The following is a 17,314-nucleotide window of genomic DNA, read 5'->3' on the forward strand; positions in this document are numbered from 1 at the left end:
AGGACGCACGCAGGCAGAATGGCCAGGACGGCCTGATGGTCAAAATAATTTACACAATCGCCGGCCAGCGGAGAACACCTGTGCCCTTCCTACCGCGCTCACTCGCTCGTGGATTGCCACTGCGGCTTTCGCTGATCGTCGCGGTGTGTCTGCTCGGATTTGCCGCCGCCTTCGCGCTGCTGGTCATCAAGCCCGCCACCGAGGCACTCGCGATCGACCAATTGCGCTTCAGTGCCGAGCGCGTCAGGGCAGAGACGCTGCGCGACATCCAGGACGTCGAATCCGTTCTTGTGTCGGCTCGCGCCATGACCGAAGCCGGACACATCGACGTCGACGACGAGACCTCATTCGTCGGCCTGATGGTGCCCCTGCTGCAGGGCCATCCTTCCGTATCGGGAATCATGCTGGCCGATACCGATGGACACGAAGTATTCCTGCTGCGGCACGCATCGTCATGGCGGAGCAGGAACACCTCACCCTCGACGGCAGGTCGCGAGAGCATCTGGAAGCGATGGTCCCCCGACGGCGAGCGGGCGACGGGCGACGAGCGCTGGGAGAGCGACTACGATCCGCGCACCCGGCCCTGGTTCGTGGATGCAATGGCGATGCCGGAGAACCAGCGTCATGGCTGGACCGCGCCCTACCTGTTCTATACCGCACAACAGCCGGGCATGACCGTCTATACACGATGGATGGCGAAGGACGGGCGGGTCCGCATCCTCGCAGTCGACTTGCTGCTGGCCGACCTGTCCGCCTTCACCTCGTCCAGACAAATCGGTCGCGTCGGGGGGGCGAGCGTGATTGCGGACGACGACCGTGTGCTGGCGTTGCCGGCCGGCAGTGCAGGACTGGATGCCGGCGAACACATCCTGTCGCCGGTGACGGCAATCGGCAATCCCTACCTGAGCGCGGGCCATGCGGCCTGGGTCAGCGCGGGGCGCGGCAGCGCCCCTTTCGCCTTCCGCGCGGACGGCCAATCCTGGGTCGGGGTATTCGAACCCCTGCACCTTGGCGAGCAGACCCTGCATATCGCCGCTTTCGCCCGCATCGGCGATTTTGCCCCCGCGCACACAGAAGATCTGCTGCTGTTCGGCATGCTGGTCGTGGCGGCCGCGCTCGTCGGGCTGATTATCGCGCTGCATCTCGCACGGCAGATCTCGCGACCGATCCGTGATCTGATCGCACGGAGCGAACGCATTGCCGCCAATGATCTCTCAGAAGCCGCCGTGGTGCACTCGAGCTGGCTCGAGCTGGACCAACTTGCCCATGCCCAGGAAAGCATGCGCGTGCGTCTGGCCCAGGGGCGGAACGATCTGGCGCACACGCATCGGGAACTCGAACAGAAGGTCGAGGAGCGTACCGCCGAACTCAATGAAAAGCGGGCTGCACTCGCCGACCAGCTGATGTTTGTGCAATTGCTGATCGACGCCATGCCCAACCCGGTGTTCTTCAAAGGCCCAGACGGCCGATTTCTCGGGTGCAACAGTGCCTACGAGCAGGCCTTCGGCACCACGCGCGCCTACCTCGCGGGCAAGACCGTACTGGAGCTCCCCTACCTGCCCGCACCCGACCGCACGGCCTTCCACGATGAGGACATGCGCCTCATTGCGAGCGGAGACACGCTGCACCGCGAAACCCGGCTGCCCCTCGCGGACGGCAAGCTGCACGACACACTCTACTGGGCGCGCGGATTCTGCCTCGGCAACGGCGCACCCGGCGGTCTGCTGGGTGTGATCGTCGACATCTCCGCGCAAAAGGACGCCGAGCGTCAGGCGCGAAAGGCCGAAGCACGCCTGCTGAGCATACTGTCGGCCTCGCCCATTGCCGTCGTCCTGAACCGCCCCGACGGCCGCATGTTGTTCGCCAACCAGCGGACGAGCGAACTGGCCGGTATCGGTCACGACGCTTTTCTTGCGCGCTCGGCGCTCGAATGGTTCGAGCGCCCGTCGGACGCCGAGCGCCTGTTCGCGCGCCTGCGCCAGGGCGAAGTCGTACATGACGAGGAAGTCGCCTTTCTCAACGGCGACGGCTCGACGCTGTGGACCCTGCTCAGCATGAGCCTCACCGAGATCGGCGGCGAACCAGCGGTTATCAGCTGGATCTACGACATCACGGCGCGGCGTGCGGCGGAACGCGAGGTGCGGCGCTTATCGCGCGCGGTGGAGCACAGCCCCGCGATGCTGCTGATCACCTCGCCGTCGGGCGAGATCCTGTATGCGAACCCACGCTTCTGCCTCACGGCCGGGCAGACCGCCGAGCAACTCGTCGGCACCCGCCCGCGTCTGCTCGACGACGACGGAAGAACGCTCGACTTCATCAAACCGCTGTGGCAGGCGCTCAAGGCAGGCAGTGGATGGCAGCGCGAGTGCCGCCTGCAGAAAACCGATGGCGGCGACTTGTGGATCGCCGCCTCGGTCAGTGCCCTGACCGACGAGCGGGGCGAGATCTCGGACTGCATCTGGATTCTCGACGACATCGGCGCGCGCCGCGACACCGAAGCCGCGCTGCGCCGTGCTCGCGACCTTGCCGAAGATGCGGCGCAGGCAAAATCGCGATTTCTCGCCAACATGAGTCACGAGATCCGCACCCCGATGAACGCGATCATCGGCCTGTCACACCTCGCACTTGCCGGTAATCCGCCGCCACGCGAGCGCGACTATCTGGAAAAGATCCACCGCGCAGGTAACGGTTTGCTTGGCGTCATCAATGACATCCTCGATTTCTCCAAGATCGAGGCCGGCAAGCTCAAGCTCGATCGCAGTCCCTTCCTGCTCGGCGAAGTGCTCGACATGTTGGTCGACCTGGTCGGACAGAAAGGCCGCGAGAAGGGGCTCGAACTCATCCTCTCGGTGCAGCCCGACGTTCCCCCGCGCCTGATCGGAGATCCCCTGCGTCTGGGCCAGGTACTGATCAACCTGGTGAGCAACGCGATCAAGTTCACCGAGCACGGCGAAGTCAGCCTGCGTGTCGGCCGCCTCCCGACCAGCGACGGCAAGGTTCTGCTCGAATTTGCCGTCCGGGACACGGGGATCGGCATGAATGATGCGGAAATGCAGCACCTGTTCAAAGCGTTCACCCAAGCCGATGCATCGATGACCCGCCGATTCGGCGGCACCGGACTCGGTTTGTCGATCTGCCAGCAACTCGTCGGACTGATGGGCGGCAACATCGAGGTCAGCAGCAGCCCGAATGCGGGCAGCACCTTCACCTTCAAGGCACTCTTCGACGAAGCCGACTCCGGCGAAGAGCAAGCCGGCCGTCTTCCTGATGTACTCAAGGGGCTCAGGGTGCTCGTAGTGGACGACAATCCGTCCGCACGCGAAGTACTGCAGGACCTGCTCGCACAACAACCCTTCCGCGTAGACACGGCAACGGGTGGGCAGAGTGCGGTCGAGATGGTCCATCGAGCCAACGCCAGCGACCCTTTTGGCCTGGTTCTGATGGACATGAACATGCCCGGTGTCGACGGACTCGAAGCGACAACCCGGATCAAGAGTGACCGCAGCCTCGTTGCCCCGCCCGTGGTCATCATGGTCACCGCCTTCGGTGACGGTGATGCTCCGGCCAGGGCGGCGGACGCCGGCGCCGATGGTTTTCTCCACAAACCGGTGACGGCGTCTCATCTTGTCGACGCCCTGCAAGCGGTTTTCGACAGTGGCACGAAGGCGCCGAGGGAAGAAGCGCTAGACTGGCGGCCACGGCTGTCGGGCCTCGAAGTGCTGGTCGTCGAAGACAGTGAGATCAACCAGCAGATCGCGCGCGAACTGCTCGAGAATGCAGGGATGCGGGTCCACGTCGCCGGCAACGGGCGGCAAGCCCTCGAGATGCTCAGGGCCACGCCCACCCGGTTCGACGCGGTGCTGATGGACATCCAGATGCCAGAGATGGATGGATTCGAAGCGACGCGTCTGATTCGCGCCGACGCCCGCTTCGACCCATTGCCGGTGATCTCGATGACAGCGCATGCCATGGCCGAGGAGCGTCAGCGTTGCCTTGACGCCGGCATGAATGAACACGTCGCAAAACCGATCGACCCCAACCAGCTGTTTTCGGTCCTCGCCCGCCTCACCACCGACCGACGCGCCGGAACCGGCAGCGGCGCGGACACGCTGCCGACACTACCAGGTCTCAACACGACCGCCGCATTGCGCCGCACGGGGAACCGCCCCGAGCGCTACATGAGCTTGTTGCGTCGCTTCGTTGAGCATCATCACGCCAGCAGCGGCGAGATCGCTAACGCCCTTGCCCAAGGCAACAACGATGACGCCGAGCGAATCGCACACTCGATCCGCGGCGTGGCGGCCAATATCGGCGCCAGTGCGCTCGAAGCAGCTGCGGAGAACCTTGAGCGCCAACTCCGGCACCATACCCCGCATGATCGGGCACTTGCCCGCTTCGATGCGGAGTTCGCGTCCCTGCTTCGGATGCTGGTTAACGCCATCCCGGCACAAGCGGATGCCACTGCGACCGGCGTCATGGCAACCGATGCCGACATGGCGGGGCTGCGATCCCTGCTGCTCGATTCGGATGGAGACACGCTCGCCTTTTTCACCCGAATAGCACCGAATCTGGTTGCACGCTGCGGCCAGGCGCTCGTGGACCGGCTTAGCGCAGCCGTATCGCGTTATGATTTCGACGACGCTGTGGTCATTCTTGACCAATGCCTTGAACAAAGCCCCCCTTTGGCAGGCCATGCCGGGAGTAACGCGTGATCTCAACACAAGACTGTCCAGGTCGCCCCACCATCCTCGTCGTCGACGACACCCCAGATGCCATCGAACCCATCGTGCGCTGCCTGCATGACGCCGACTACAGGACAAGGATCGCGACCGACGGCTTGCGTGCATTGAAGCTCGTCGCCACCGAACCGCCCCCCGACCTGATCCTGCTCGACGTGATGATGCCGGGAATCGACGGCTACGAGGTCTGCCGTCGTCTCAAGGCCGATCCTGCCACCGCAGCCATCCCGGTCATCTTCCTTACCATCCGTACCGAAGAAACCGACGAGCAGCTTGGCTTCGACGTCGGTGCGGTCGACTACATCACGAAGCCGATCAGCCCACCGCTGGTGCACGCGCGAGTGCGCACCCACCTCAGTCTGAAGACCGCCAGCGACCAACTGCACGACCGCAACCGCGCGCTGGAAGGCCAGATCGAGGAGCGAACACGGATGATCAGCGCGCTACAGGACGCCACCATCATGGCCATGGCGTCACTGGCGGAGACACGGGACGAGGAAACCGGCAACCACATCCGCCGCACCCAGCTCTACGTGCGGGCGCTGGCAACGCAATTGCAGGCCCACCCGCGCTTTGCCGCGGAGCTCACCGCGGAAAACATCCAGCTGATGTACAAGTCGGCCCCCCTTCACGACATCGGCAAGATCGGCATTCCCGACAGCATCCTGCTCAAGCCCGGCAAGCTCACCGCGGAAGAGTTCGAGATCATGAAGACGCACACGACGCTCGGACACAACGCGATCGTCACCGCCGAAAACCTGATGGGGGTGCCGATCTCCTTTCTCCGCTACGCGCGCGAGATCGCCCACTCGCACCAGGAAAAATGGGATGGCAGCGGTTATCCACAAGGCCTCGCGGGCGAGGCGATTCCGCTGTCCGCGCGACTGATGGCGGTCGCCGACGTCTACGACGCACTCATCAGCCGGCGCGTCTACAAGCCCCCATTTCCCCACCAGAAAGCTGTCGACATCATCACGACGGGCCGCGGCCTGCATTTCGACCCCGATATCACCGACGCCTTTCTGCTACTCACCGACACTTTCCGCGAGATCGCTCGCCAGTTCGCCGACGAGCATACACCCCGACCGGACTGAGACATCCCCGACAGGACGTCCCGTGGTCGGGCTTCACGACGCGGGTTTCAGTTGGACTTCGGCGGGGCCGGGTGGAACACTTCGGGGGCCACCGCGTCACGTCCGGCGCCAATGTCCTGCTCGATCGGTGGCAGGGAGTGGGCGATGCCCTTGTGGCAATCGATGCAGGTCTTGCCCTCGGCAAGCCCCGCCTGGTGCATCTGGTTGGAGCGCCGGCCCTGGATCGAGTAGTCGAAATACTCGTAGTTATGACAGTTGCGACACTCCTGCGAGTTGTTGGCCTTCATCCGCCGCCATTCGTTCTGCGCCAGCCGCAACCGTTCTTCCTGGAACTTTTCGCGGGTGTTGATGGTGCCCATGATCTTGCCGTAAACCTCTTTCGAAGCCTGGATCTTGCGGATCATCTTCGGCCCCCACTCCTTGGGCACATGGCAGTCCGGGCAGGTTGCGCGCACACCTGTGCGGTTCTGATAGTGGATGGTGTTGCGATACTCCTTGAATACGTTGTCCTCCATCTCGTGGCACGAGATGCAGAACTGCTCCCTGTTGGTCATTTCCAGGGCCCAGTTGAAGCCACCCCAGAACACGATGCCGGCCGCGAAGAGCAGCACGATGGCGCCCCAGCCGGCGTTGCGCAGCCTCTGCCGCATTCCCGTTTTCTCAGTCATGTCTATCCCCGGTCATGCGGCCTTAACGCAGGCCCTCGGCGCGTTGGAAGGTATTGCCCACCAGCGGTTTGGCATCCAACTGCGGCACATGGCATTGCAGGCAGAAATAGCGCCGCGGCGAGATGTTCGACAGTTCGCCGCCGTCCCGGTCCTTGAAGTGGGTCAGGCTGACCTTGGTCGCACCGGTCTCCTTGTAGCGGCTCCACGCATGGCAATCCATGCACCGATTGAAATTCTTCGTCAGCTCATAGCCCTCGATCTTGTGCGGAATCAGTGGCGGTTGCTGTACGTAGTCGCGCTGGATCGGCGCCTGGTCGGGCAATTGCTTGTAATTGCCCGCCGGCAGATCGGAGGCGGAAACGTCCGCGCCGCGGATGCTGGTGACCTGTTGCGCGCCCACGGGCACGGCGGCCGCGCTCAGGCCCAGTACGGCCAGCAGCGCGAGTGCAATTTGTCGGGTCTTCTTGTTCATGACTCGCTCCTGTCAAATCGTGTCGAAATACGGAAAACGTCCTTGCCACAGACATCGATGCAACGACCGCAGTTGGTGCAATCGCCATCGAGGATCAGCGGGTGGTCCTGTCCCACGCCCTTGAGCGCGGGGCGGATGACCTTAGGTTCGGGGCAGACCGCAAAGCAGTCCATGCAGTCGTTGCAGGCACTGCGCCGCCTGGCCGAGACGCGCAGCAGGCCGACCTTGCCGATCAGTCCATAGAAAGCGCCCTGCGGACACAGGTGGCCACACCATCCGCGCGGCGCGATCAAGAGGTCATAGACGAAAATGCCGCCGACGATGCCCCATGACAGGCCGAATCCGAAAATCAGCCCGCGATGCAACATCGACACCGGATTCACCCACTCCCAGGCCAGCGACCCCGTTGCCGCGGCAATCACCAGGACGCAGCCGAGCAGCCAGTAACGCGTGCTGGCCGCCGGCACCTTGCCGCCCTTGAGGCCCAGCCGGCGCCGCAGCCACGCCGCGGCATCCGTCACCAGATTGACCGGGCACACCCAGGCGCAGAACATCCGGCCACCAAGCAGGAGATAGGCAGCCAGCACGATGCCGCCGCCGATCAAGGCTTCGCGATAGGGCCAGTGGCCGGCCGCCATTTGCTGCGCGATCAGGAAAGGATCGGTCAGCGGCAGCACGCCCAGGGTCAGGCTCGAGGCCAGATTGCCCTTGACGATCCACCAGCCGAACCAGGGCCCGACCAGGAACAGCGCCAGAATGCCGAGCTGGCTGGCACGCCGCAGCAGCAGCCACTTGTGGGCGACCCACCAACCCCGGGCTGCGATGGCTTCCGCGCCCGGGCGCGCAACCACGCCCCGCACCGCGGCACCACGGACACTGCCCGGTGCGACCGCGTCACGGGTCTGGCCATGCGCACTCATGGCTTCCACCCCGAATCGATCCCACCCTTTGGCGCAGCTGCAGGCTCCTCGCCCGGTCCGACACGGGTGTCGCCATATGCCTTGCCTTCGAGCCCCCGCACCGGCATTTCGAGCTGGTCACCGATCAGTGAGCCGCCGGCCTCGGCCTTCTCTTCCCAGCCTCGGCGATAATGCTCGGCCTTCGAGCCTTGTGCGAGCCTGACTGGCAGCACCTTGATGGCGGACTCGCCCGGCAGCACGCAGGCATGTTCACACTTGCCACAGCCGGTGCAGGCGTCCGAATGCACCGTCGGCAGCAGCATTGCGTGACGGTCGGAGCGCGGGTTATGCACTCGCTCCAGCGTGATCGCCTTGTCGATCACCGGGCATACTCGGTAGCAGACGTCGCAGCGCAGGCCGAGGAAATTGAGACAGTTCTCCTGGTCGATCAGCACCGCAAGCCCCATGCGCGCATCACCGATTTCACTGAGCCCACGGTCTAGCGCACCGGTCGGGCATGCCGCCACGCAGGGGATGTCGTCACACATCTCGCACGGAATCGCGCGTGCTTCGAAATAGGGCGTACCGGTGGTCACGCCATCGCCGAGCACCGACAACTTCAGCGTGTCATACGGACAATCACGCACGCACAGGCCACAGCGCACGCAGGCTGCCAGAAAATCTGCCTCGGCCAGCGAGCCGGGCGGGCGCAGCGCGGTCGCCGGCAGCGCCGCGGCCTGACGCGAATACAGACCAGCGCCGAGCGCGAGCAGACCCGCCCCGCCCGCCACGCCCGCCGCGTCCTTGAGGAAGCGTCGACGTGACACGGTGAGGCCGGCTGACGCGGAGGCGGTCTTGTTCGGGGTTCTGTTCATGATTGTCGTATGCCCTGCCGCTTGCGATGCTCAGTCCGCACTGCAAGCAGCAGTCTCACGCCGTGTGGTGTCAGGCCTTGGTCACCTTGACTGCGCACTTCTTGAAGTCGGTCTCTTTCGAGATCGGGCAGGTGGCATCGAGCGTGAGCTTGTTGACCAGCCGGCCCTCATCGAAGAAGGGCACGAAGATCAGCCCCACCGGCGGCTTGTTGCGGCCGCGGGTCTCGAGCCGGGCGACGATCTCGCCACGACGCGAAGCCACTTTCACCGCCATGCCGCGCTGCAGCCCGCGCTTGCTGGCGTCGTCCGGGTGCATGAAGACCTGGGCCTCGGGCACCGAGCGATGCAGCTCGGGCACGCGGCGGGTCATCGAACCGGTGTGCCAGTGCTCGAGCACACGGCCGGTGCACAGCCACATGTCGAAATCCTTGTCCGGCATCTCCGGGGGGTCCTGGTAGGGCAGCGCGAACACCACGGCCTTGTTGTCCTTGTGGCCGTAGAACTTCACCCCCTCGCCCGTCTTGACATAGGGGTCATAGCCCTCGCGGAAGCGCCACAGAGTTTCCTTGCCATCGACCACCGGCCAGCGCAGGCCGCGCGCCTTGTGATACATGTCAAAGTCGGCGAGGTCGTGACCGTGACCGCGGCCGAAGCGCGCATATTCCTCGAACAAGCCCTTCTGCAGGTAGTAGCCCAGCGCCTTCGACTCGTCGTTGGTATAGCCCTTGATCGCATGGCCATTGGCCTTCTCGATGTCGGACAGCGGGAACCTGTTGACCTGGCCGTTGGCGTAGAGCACGTCGTACAGGGTCTTGCCCTTGTACTCGGGCTTCTTGGCAATAAGCTCGGCCGGCCACACCTCCTCGACCTTGAAGCGCTTGGAGAACTCGATGTACTGCCACAGATCGCTCTTCGCCTCACCCGGCGGCGCAACCTGCTGGCGCCAGAACTGGGTGCGGCGCTCGGCGTTGCCGTAGGCGCCCTCCTTCTCCGTCCACATTGCCGAGGGCAGGATCAGGTCGGCCGACATCGCCGACACCGTCGGGTAGACGTCCGACACCACGACGAAGGCCTCTTCGTTGCGCCAGCCCGGATAGACCTCGTCGTTGATGTTGGGCCCGGCCTGCATGTTGTTGGTGGTCGAGGTCCAGTAGCACTTGACCTTGCCATCCTTGAGCGCGCGGCTCTGGGCCACGGCATGGAGGCCGACCTTGGGCGAGATCGTGCCTTCGGGCAGTTTCCAGATGTCTTCGGCGATCGCGCGGTGCATCGGGTTGCCGACCACCATGTCCGCCGGCAGGCGATGGGCGAAAGTGCCGACTTCACGTGCGGTGCCGCAGGCCGAAGGCTGGCCGGTGAGCGAGAAGGGACTGTTGCCCGGTTCCGAGATCTTGCCCACGAGCAGATGCACGTTGTAGATCATGTTGTTCACCCAGCTGCCGCGCGTGTGCTGGTTGAAGCCCATGGTCCAGAATGACACCACCTTGCGCTTCGGGTCGGCATAGGTTTCGGCCATGCGCTGAAGGTTGGCAACCGGCACGCCGGAGAGCTTGGACACCTTTTCAACAGTATATTCGGACACGAACCTGGCGAACTCTTCGAAGCTGATGTCCTTGGCCGCGCCGGTGTTGCCCTTGGGCTTGCCATCCGCACCGGGATAGCCGTTGTTGCTCGCATTCACCTCGAGCGGGTGATTCGGGCGCAGGCCAAAACCGATGTCCGTCTCGCCCATCTTGAAATTGACATTGCGCTGGACGAACTCGGTGTTCACCTTCTTGTTCTGGATGATGTAGTTGCAGATGTAATTCAGGATCGCCAGATCGGTGTTGGGGACGAAGATCATCGGGTTGTCGGCGAGCTCGTAGGAACGATGCTCGAAGGTCGACAGCACGTGCACCTCGGTCCCTTCCTTGGACAGGCGACGGTCTGTGATGCGGCTCCACAGGATGGGATGCATTTCGGCCATGTTCGAGCCCCACAGCACAAAGCTGTCGGCGTTCTCGATGTCGTCATAGCAGCCCATTGGCTCGTCGATGCCGAAGGTGCGCATGAAGCCGGCCACGGCGGACGCCATGCAGTGGCGCGCATTGGGGTCGAGGTTGTTGGTGCGGAAGCCGGCCTTGTACAGTTTGGATGCGGCATAGCCTTCCCACACCGTCCATTGCCCGGAGCCGAACATCGCGATCGAGTCTGCGCCGTGGGTCTTGATCGCGGCCTTCCACTTGTCGGCCATGATGTCGAGAGCCTGATCCCAGCTGATCGGCGTGAATTCGCCGTTCTTGTCGTACTTGCCGCCCTTCATCCGCAGCAGCGGCTTGGTCAGGCGGTCCTCGCCATACATGATCTTCGACAGGAAGTAACCCTTGATGCAGTTCAGGCCACGGTTGACTGGCGCGTCGGGGTCCCCCTGGGTGGCCACGATGCGTCCGTTCTGCACGCCGACCAGCACCGAACACCCGGTGCCGCAGAAGCGGCAGGCAGCCTTGTCCCAGCGCACCTTGGTACCGTCGCCGTTCCTGCCTTGCGCCTGCACCACCACCGGGATGCTGATGCCCGCCGTCGCCGCTGCAGCCGCCACCGCATTGGCCTTGATGAATCCGCGTCTGTCCATGTTCATTTTCTTCATGCCTCCAGGTTTTCGAGACCTTCATCCGTATATTCGTAGGCGAGCGTCACCCCTTGAACCCTGGGGCCAAGATTCACCTTCAGTATCGAGTCGGTCACCGACCAGCCCTCACCGTCTTCCACGGTGACGACGATGCGACCGGTCTCGCGCGACTCCCCCTGCACCTCGACCCCGGGCACCTGCTGCAGAAAGTCGTGCACGATGGCGAAATCCTCGGGTTTGGCCCGCACTACCAGGCTTGCGATGTTCATGTGTTCTCCTTGACTGCCGTTTCCGTCTCCACTGCCTTCACCGCGATTGCCCGGACCGGGCAGGGGGCAAAACAGGCGCCACAACCATTGCAGCTCTCCAACGCCAGGATCGGCTGCGCCACCCCGCCCAGACGCGGGCGAAAGCGGATCGCCCCGGTCGGGCAGGCCTCGCCACACACACGGCACTCGACACCGTTCATCGCCAGACAGCTGTCGGCGATGAAGGCGCGGATGGACCAGGCGGGCGCGGGATCCGGCAGCCTGACCAGCGCCGCCGACGAGCACGCGCTGACGCACCCGCCGCAGAAAGTGCATTCGCCGCGACTGAAATCGACGGCGGGATAGCCCCCGTCGGCGCGCACCAGAATGCCGGTCGGGCACACCTCGATACAGGCGTCGCAGCGCGTACAACATTCGACGAAATCCGCCTCTGCCAGCGACCATGGCGGTCGCTGCGCGAGCGACTGCTTGCCGAGGCGGCCACGCAGAAAACTGCGCCGGGTGAGTGCTGCGGATTGCACGGGGCTTTTCCCATTGAAGAAACAGGGTCATTTGACGCCGGTGGTCACGGCAGCGTCATTGACCGACATCAAGTTGAGAATTGCTCTCAACCTTGAGGCGTTACGCCCTTTGAGATCTGCACGAGCACCACCGGCCGCCCCCGCTTTCGCGGACGAGCCGCAGCTTGGAGGAAACCGTGCCGCATTGAGCAGCGCGGCCTCAGCGCACCTCGTTGCGCAGGTGCTCCACCGCCCACACCGCGGCTTCGACACGCGACCGCAGGGCGAGCTTGCGCAGGATGTGCTTGACGTGGACCTTCACCGTGCCCTCGGTGATGTCGAGCGCACGACCGATGAGCTTGTTGGACAACCCGGACGAAAGCTGCTCGAGAATACGCAGTTCCTGATCGGTCAGGCCGGCAGCGGCCACCGACGCAGGCTGCGCCGGGCCTCTCAGCGCGGCGGCCATCAGATGGGTCAGCGCCTCGGAGATGAAGATGCGACCACTGGCCACTTCGTTGAGCGCGGCGACCATGGCCTCGGGCTCCATGTCCTTGAGCAGATAACCGTCGGCGCCCGCACGCAATGCAGCCACGAGGTCGTCACCGTGGTCGGACACCGTGACCATCACCACCCGGCAGTCCAGACGCGCAGCACGAATGCCGCGCAGCACGTCGATGCCGCTCATGTCCTTCATGTTGAGATCGAGCAGCACCAGATCAGGCTGTACTCGCAGCGCGAGCGCGAGCCCTTCCTCCCCGCCGGGAGCTTCGCCGAGCAGTCGCAGCGCGGGGATCGTCTGCAGCAGCTGGGTCAGCCCCTTGCGGAACAGCGGATGATCATCGACGACGATCGCGGTCTGCACCTCGTTCATGCGTGCCCCTCGAACACGACGGGTTCGGCCGCGACGGTCGGGGCCCCCGCTCGAAATCGCAAGCTCACCCGTGTCCCGCCGCCGGGGCGGGCGCCGATCTCCAGCACACCACCGAGGCTGCGCGCGCGCTCGCGCATGATGGCCAGACCGTGGTGGTTATGCGCATCGGCCGGCGGCACGCCGAGCCCGATACCGTCATCCTCGACCACCACGAGCAATTTGCCGCCCTCACCGCAGCTCAGACGCAGCCAGCCATGGCTGGCCCTGGCATGGCTCACCATGTTGGACAGCGCTTCGCGAATGATCTGCAGCACATGAACCTCCTGATTGGGGCTGAGGTGACAATCGGCAAGCCGGGCTTCGAGCGAGAGAGAGAATTTGCCCTTGTCGCGGTATTCATCGACCGCATTCTGCAGCAAAGTAGAAAAGTCGCCTGCGAGTTTGAGGCGAAAAGACACCAGCAATTCGCGCAATTGGCGGTACGCCGCACTGATGCCCTCGCGCAGATCGGCAAGGATGAGCTCGGCTTCGGCGCTGCGCGACGGATTCCCCACCAAGGGCTGCACCAGGCTGACCTGGATCTTCATGTAGGACAGCGCCTGCGCCAAGGAATCGTGCAGTTCCCGGGCAATCACGGAACGTTCCTCCTGCAGTGCGAGCAAACGCGCCTGCTCGCCGCGGCGGGCAGCCCCCAGCGCCATGCCCATATGGCTCGACAGCGCCTCCACCAGTTGTTGCTGCCAGGCTTCGAGACGCTGACCCGGCGCCAGCGTCAGCCGCAACATGCCGTAGTGGCGCTCGGTGTCGCGCAGCGGCACCCGCACGAGCTCACTGCCGTCCTCGGCTTCCTGCCGCCACGCCTCACCATGGCTGCGGCAACTTGCGCAAGCAAGTTCCGCCACCACCTCGCGCGCGGCCTGCTCGGGGCAAGCACCGATCGAACTTGCCATCACCGTCGCCGGTCCGTCATGCCGTGCTTCGATGCAGGCCAGACTGCCGCGCAAACCTGCTACCTGCTCGATGTCGCGCAGCGTGGCCTCGTAGGCGTCCGGCGCAGCCGGGGCCTGATAGAGCCGGGCGATGGCGTGGTAGAGCAACTCCAGCGCCCGGTTGCTGCGCTGCAGCTCGGCGGTCTTGGCATCGACCCGGCGCTCGAGATCCCGATAGAGTTTGGAGAGTTCTCCCGCCATGGTGTTGAACGCAATCCCGACCTGGCCGAGTTCGTCGCGTCCGGTGTGCGCCAACTGGGTGGCGAAATCGCCAGCGGCAATGCGGTTGGCACCCGCCACCAGGGCATTGAGGGGGCGATGCACGTGGCGCTGAAGGACGATCAGCACCAGCACGCCCAGTAGCAGGGTCAGTGCGATGGCGACGGCCAGAATCTGGCGCAGGTCCTGGATCCGGCTTTCGGTATCGTGCTCGAGCACCGCCACCAGCGTGTTGAGCTGGCCGACAAAACCGTCCACCTCGACGAGCAGCGAAGCAATGGCCTCCGATGAGGGCGGCGGTCCTTCATCGCGAATGGCGTCGATGCGCGGTTTCAACGTCAGCTTCCACGCCGCCTCGGCCCCCCGATAAGTCGCAGCAAACACGCCGTCGGGTGCGCGCTCGAGCACGCGCATCAGCGCTGGATGCACCAGACTTTCTTCGAACTGCTGCACCGCCTCCGCTACCCGGGGGCTAGCAGCCTTGCCCTCGAGTACGTCGGCCACCACGAGGCTCGCCATGCGGTGGGTGAGACGGCGCAGGCTGCCGGCAACGTTGATTGCGCTGGCGCTGCCCTGCACTGCCTCAACGACGACGACAGAGGCGCTCATGCCGGCCAGCCCGATCAGGGTCAGCAGCAGCATCGCAAGACCGACGAGCCACAGGATGGAGCGCCGCGCGAGGGCATCGAGGAGATGAATCTTCATGGTCGGACTCCGGCATGCCGCTACATGGGCGGATATGTGGGGATACCCCCAACGGGGACGGGACTCGCACAGGCACTGCGCACCGGACGCTCAAGGTCCTAGTAAACAAGATCTTAGATGCTCCGTGCCATACCTCGTTGGAGGTATGGCACGGTCCCGGAACATACATTGCCAGGCTTCGCCGATATCCGGATGCGCCCTACACTGAAACTCATGCGCCACAAAGCTGCCGGTCGCAAGGAGTCTCATGATGATTGCTGATACCGTCCTACCCCACGTTTCGACCCTTTCGCGGATTCCGCCCTTCGATCTTCTCGACAGCGACGAAGTGTCGCGGCTGATCGAAGGCAGACGACTGCTCCAGCGCTGCCGCGGCGAAATCGTGGCACATTGCAACGTTACGGCACCCTGTCTGTGGGTCGTGCTCGAGGGCGAGGTCAAGTGTTCGCTGATCTCGGCCACCGGCGGCGAAAAAATCATCCAGCTTGCCGGCGCAGGGGCGATGTTTGGCGAGGAGGCAGCGCTGCTCGACCGCCCGCAGCTATTCACTGCACAGGCTACGCGCAACAGCGTCCTGCTGCCAATCCGCGGCAGCGCGCTGCGCGCCGCCATGGAAGTCTCAGCTGCATTTGCCAACGCCATGACGCTGCGATTGTCGACGTCGATCTACGACCTGATCGAGAATCTCCAACTCTGCCTTCAAGGTAGCAGCACGCAACGCGTGGCGCACTATCTGTCACGGCTGGCGCCGGACAGCGCCCAACACTGCGAGATCCAGCTCGAAACCGACAAACAGCACATCGCCGCACAGCTCAACCTCACGCCCGAAACCCTGTCGCGCGTGCTGTCGCGCTTCATGCGCGACGGCATGATCCGCCCCCATGGCCGGCGCGGCCTGGTACTGGACGACCTTCCGCAGCTACGCAGCTGTGCCGCTGGCTGACCCCGGAAGAGCCCCCTGAAGCAGCCCCCTACAGCACCTCTATGGCGGCAAGATGACCGGGTGAAGCCAGCCAGCGCCCGAGCATGCGATAGGTGTCGAGCGCGAAGCAACGCTCGGCGGTCTGTGCCAGACGCTGCGCATCGGCACGGCTCTCGGTCGTGCCCAGATGGCACCAGTGATCGAGCACATGGAAGGCCGTGCGTCCGCTCGCCTCATCGTGTTCGCTCAGAATCACCGCCCCCTGCCACGGCCACGGTTTCAACCGCGCCGCGCCAAGACCGCCCAGCAGCCGGGCATCGTGCTCCTCGACGGACTCCTTTCCCGCACACACCCCGGCACAGCGCTTCGCCCGGTAGGCCGTGCACGGCCCGTGGCCGCCAGGCTCGATCCCGAGCCGGCGCGGACACAGGCGATAAAGTTGTGCCAGCTCGCGCAACAGACTGTCGGCCTCCTTGCGATGGCGAAAAGCACCGAACAGACCCTCCCACTGTCGCGGATCGGTATTCGAAACACGCACATGCTCGAGTATGGGGGGGCGCTTGCGTCCAGGGACGATGCGCAGGGCGAAGGCCTCCTCACGCGCTTGCAGCAGGCGCTCGCGCACGGGCTGTGACGCTTTCAACAGACCGGCCTCGAGCAGCAGCGCGTCCAGTTCGCCCGCGGCCTCGATCCAGTCGACCCGCCTGACCCTGCGTACCAGCTCGGCGTCCTTGCCCTTCCTCGCCGCAGCGGAAAGGTGCTCCAGCACCCGGGTGCGGAGATTGACGCTGCTGCCGACGTGAATCGGCAAGTCCGGACGACCGTCTTCTGGCGCCGCCGGCGTGTCGAAGAACAGGTAGACGCCGGAACAGGGCGGCATGCCCTCGATGGCGCCGTCGGGCAAGCCCGGCGGACGCGCCGGCGCCTTCATCGCGCGGGCAACGGCCTGTTCGAGCGCAGCGGCAGGAAAAGTCTGTTCGACCAGACACGCGAACTGCCACAGGGCATCCGTGTCGCCCATCGCACGGTGGCGCGCATCGCACACGAGCCCGTGGCGCTCGATCAGCGCATCCAGACCATGTCGATGATGTTCGGGATAGAGCGCACGCGACAGCTTGAGCGTGCACAGCACCGGTGCGTCGAAATTGCGCCCGAGGCCGGCAAAGGCGCTTTTCAGGAAACCGTAGTCGAAACGTGCGTTGTGCGCGACGAACACGCAGTCTTCGAGCAGCGCATGCACGGTGTCGGCCACGTCGGCAAAAACAGGCGCATCGGCCACCATCGCGTCGGTGATGCCGATGAAGTCCTGAATTTTCGCCGGAATGGACCGCCCGGGGTTGAGCAGTTGCTCCCAGCGTTCTACAACGCTGCCCCGCTCCACCCGAATGATCGCAATCTCGGTAATGCCGTCACGCAGCAGATTGGCGCCGGTAGTTTCGAGATCGACAAAGGCGAGTCGCTCGGGCAGTGCCATGCCCAGC

At 64.4% G+C, this 17,314-nt stretch carries 13 protein-coding genes; 3 read left to right on the forward strand and 10 right to left on the reverse strand.

The genetic code is table 11. From position 1 onward, the window contains the following. The first annotated feature begins 80 nt into the window (after positions 1 to 80). Both J5J83_RS13885 and J5J83_RS13890 read left to right on the forward strand, forming a co-directional pair. The gene (locus J5J83_RS13885) at positions 81 to 4,712 is read left to right on the forward strand and encodes a response regulator (RefSeq protein ID WP_212350077.1); all 4,632 of its coding nucleotides are present in this window, start codon (positions 81 to 83) and stop codon (positions 4,710 to 4,712) included. Continuing rightward, a complete protein-coding gene (locus J5J83_RS13890) occupies positions 4,709 to 5,833 on the forward strand; it encodes a two-component system response regulator (protein ID WP_349251897.1) in 1,125 nt (374 codons plus the stop codon). The genes J5J83_RS13885 and J5J83_RS13890 overlap by 4 nt, the downstream gene beginning before the upstream one ends. 47 nt (positions 5,834 to 5,880) lie before the next feature. On the opposite strand, the gene J5J83_RS13895 is transcribed toward J5J83_RS13890, so the two are convergent. The 9 genes from J5J83_RS13895 to J5J83_RS13935 form a co-directional block, all read right to left on the reverse strand. After that, complete coding sequence (locus J5J83_RS13895) at positions 5,881 to 6,501, reverse strand: NapC/NirT family cytochrome c (protein WP_212350079.1); 621 nt, start codon at positions 6,499 to 6,501, stop codon at positions 5,881 to 5,883. Between the two features lie 22 nt (positions 6,502 to 6,523). After that, positions 6,524 to 6,973: a nitrate reductase cytochrome c-type subunit gene (locus tag J5J83_RS13900; RefSeq protein WP_212350081.1), complete on the reverse strand. Its 450-nt coding sequence runs from the start codon at positions 6,971 to 6,973 to the stop codon at positions 6,524 to 6,526. Next, positions 6,970 to 7,893, reverse strand: a complete 924-nt coding sequence (gene napH / locus J5J83_RS13905; protein WP_212350083.1) for a quinol dehydrogenase ferredoxin subunit NapH — start codon at positions 7,891 to 7,893, stop codon at positions 6,970 to 6,972. Before napH ends, J5J83_RS13900 begins: the two co-directional genes overlap by 4 nt. Next, the gene (napG, locus tag J5J83_RS13910; protein ID WP_212350085.1) at positions 7,890 to 8,747 is read right to left on the reverse strand and encodes a ferredoxin-type protein NapG; all 858 of its coding nucleotides are present in this window, start codon (positions 8,745 to 8,747) and stop codon (positions 7,890 to 7,892) included. The genes napH and napG overlap by 4 nt, the downstream gene beginning before the upstream one ends. A gap of 70 nt (positions 8,748 to 8,817) precedes the next feature. Then, positions 8,818 to 11,364 carry a nitrate reductase catalytic subunit NapA gene (napA, locus tag J5J83_RS13915; protein WP_212350087.1) on the reverse strand — a complete coding sequence of 849 codons (2,547 nt, stop codon included), beginning with the start codon at positions 11,362 to 11,364 and terminating at the stop codon, positions 8,818 to 8,820. A 5-nt stretch (positions 11,365 to 11,369) separates the two neighbouring features. Then, positions 11,370 to 11,624: a chaperone NapD gene (locus J5J83_RS13920; protein WP_212350089.1), complete on the reverse strand. Its 255-nt coding sequence runs from the start codon at positions 11,622 to 11,624 to the stop codon at positions 11,370 to 11,372. After that, a complete protein-coding gene (gene napF / locus J5J83_RS13925) occupies positions 11,621 to 12,145 on the reverse strand; it encodes a ferredoxin-type protein NapF (protein ID WP_212350091.1) in 525 nt (174 codons plus the stop codon). The genes J5J83_RS13920 and napF overlap by 4 nt, the downstream gene beginning before the upstream one ends. Before the next feature lie 199 nt (positions 12,146 to 12,344). After that, positions 12,345 to 12,998: a two-component system response regulator NarL gene (narL, locus tag J5J83_RS13930; RefSeq protein WP_212350093.1), complete on the reverse strand. Its 654-nt coding sequence runs from the start codon at positions 12,996 to 12,998 to the stop codon at positions 12,345 to 12,347. After that, positions 12,995 to 14,911: a HAMP domain-containing protein gene (locus tag J5J83_RS13935; protein WP_212350095.1), complete on the reverse strand. Its 1,917-nt coding sequence runs from the start codon at positions 14,909 to 14,911 to the stop codon at positions 12,995 to 12,997. Before J5J83_RS13935 ends, narL begins: the two co-directional genes overlap by 4 nt. A gap of 247 nt (positions 14,912 to 15,158) precedes the next feature. Here J5J83_RS13935 and J5J83_RS13940 point away from each other — a divergent pair, with 247 nt between their 5' ends. After that, positions 15,159 to 15,854: a Crp/Fnr family transcriptional regulator gene (locus tag J5J83_RS13940; RefSeq protein ID WP_249115722.1), complete on the forward strand. Its 696-nt coding sequence runs from the start codon at positions 15,159 to 15,161 to the stop codon at positions 15,852 to 15,854. Between the two features lie 28 nt (positions 15,855 to 15,882). On the opposite strand, the gene J5J83_RS13945 is transcribed toward J5J83_RS13940, so the two are convergent. Further along, on the reverse strand, positions 15,883 to 17,307 hold the full coding sequence (locus J5J83_RS13945) for a 3'-5' exonuclease family protein (protein WP_212350097.1): 1,425 nt from the start codon (positions 17,305 to 17,307) through the stop codon (positions 15,883 to 15,885). Positions 17,308 to 17,314 lie beyond the last annotated feature (7 nt).

It is taken from the genome of Azoarcus sp. L1K30, assembly GCF_018122735.1.
In the GTDB taxonomy this organism is placed as follows: domain Bacteria; phylum Pseudomonadota; class Gammaproteobacteria; order Burkholderiales; family Rhodocyclaceae; genus Parazoarcus.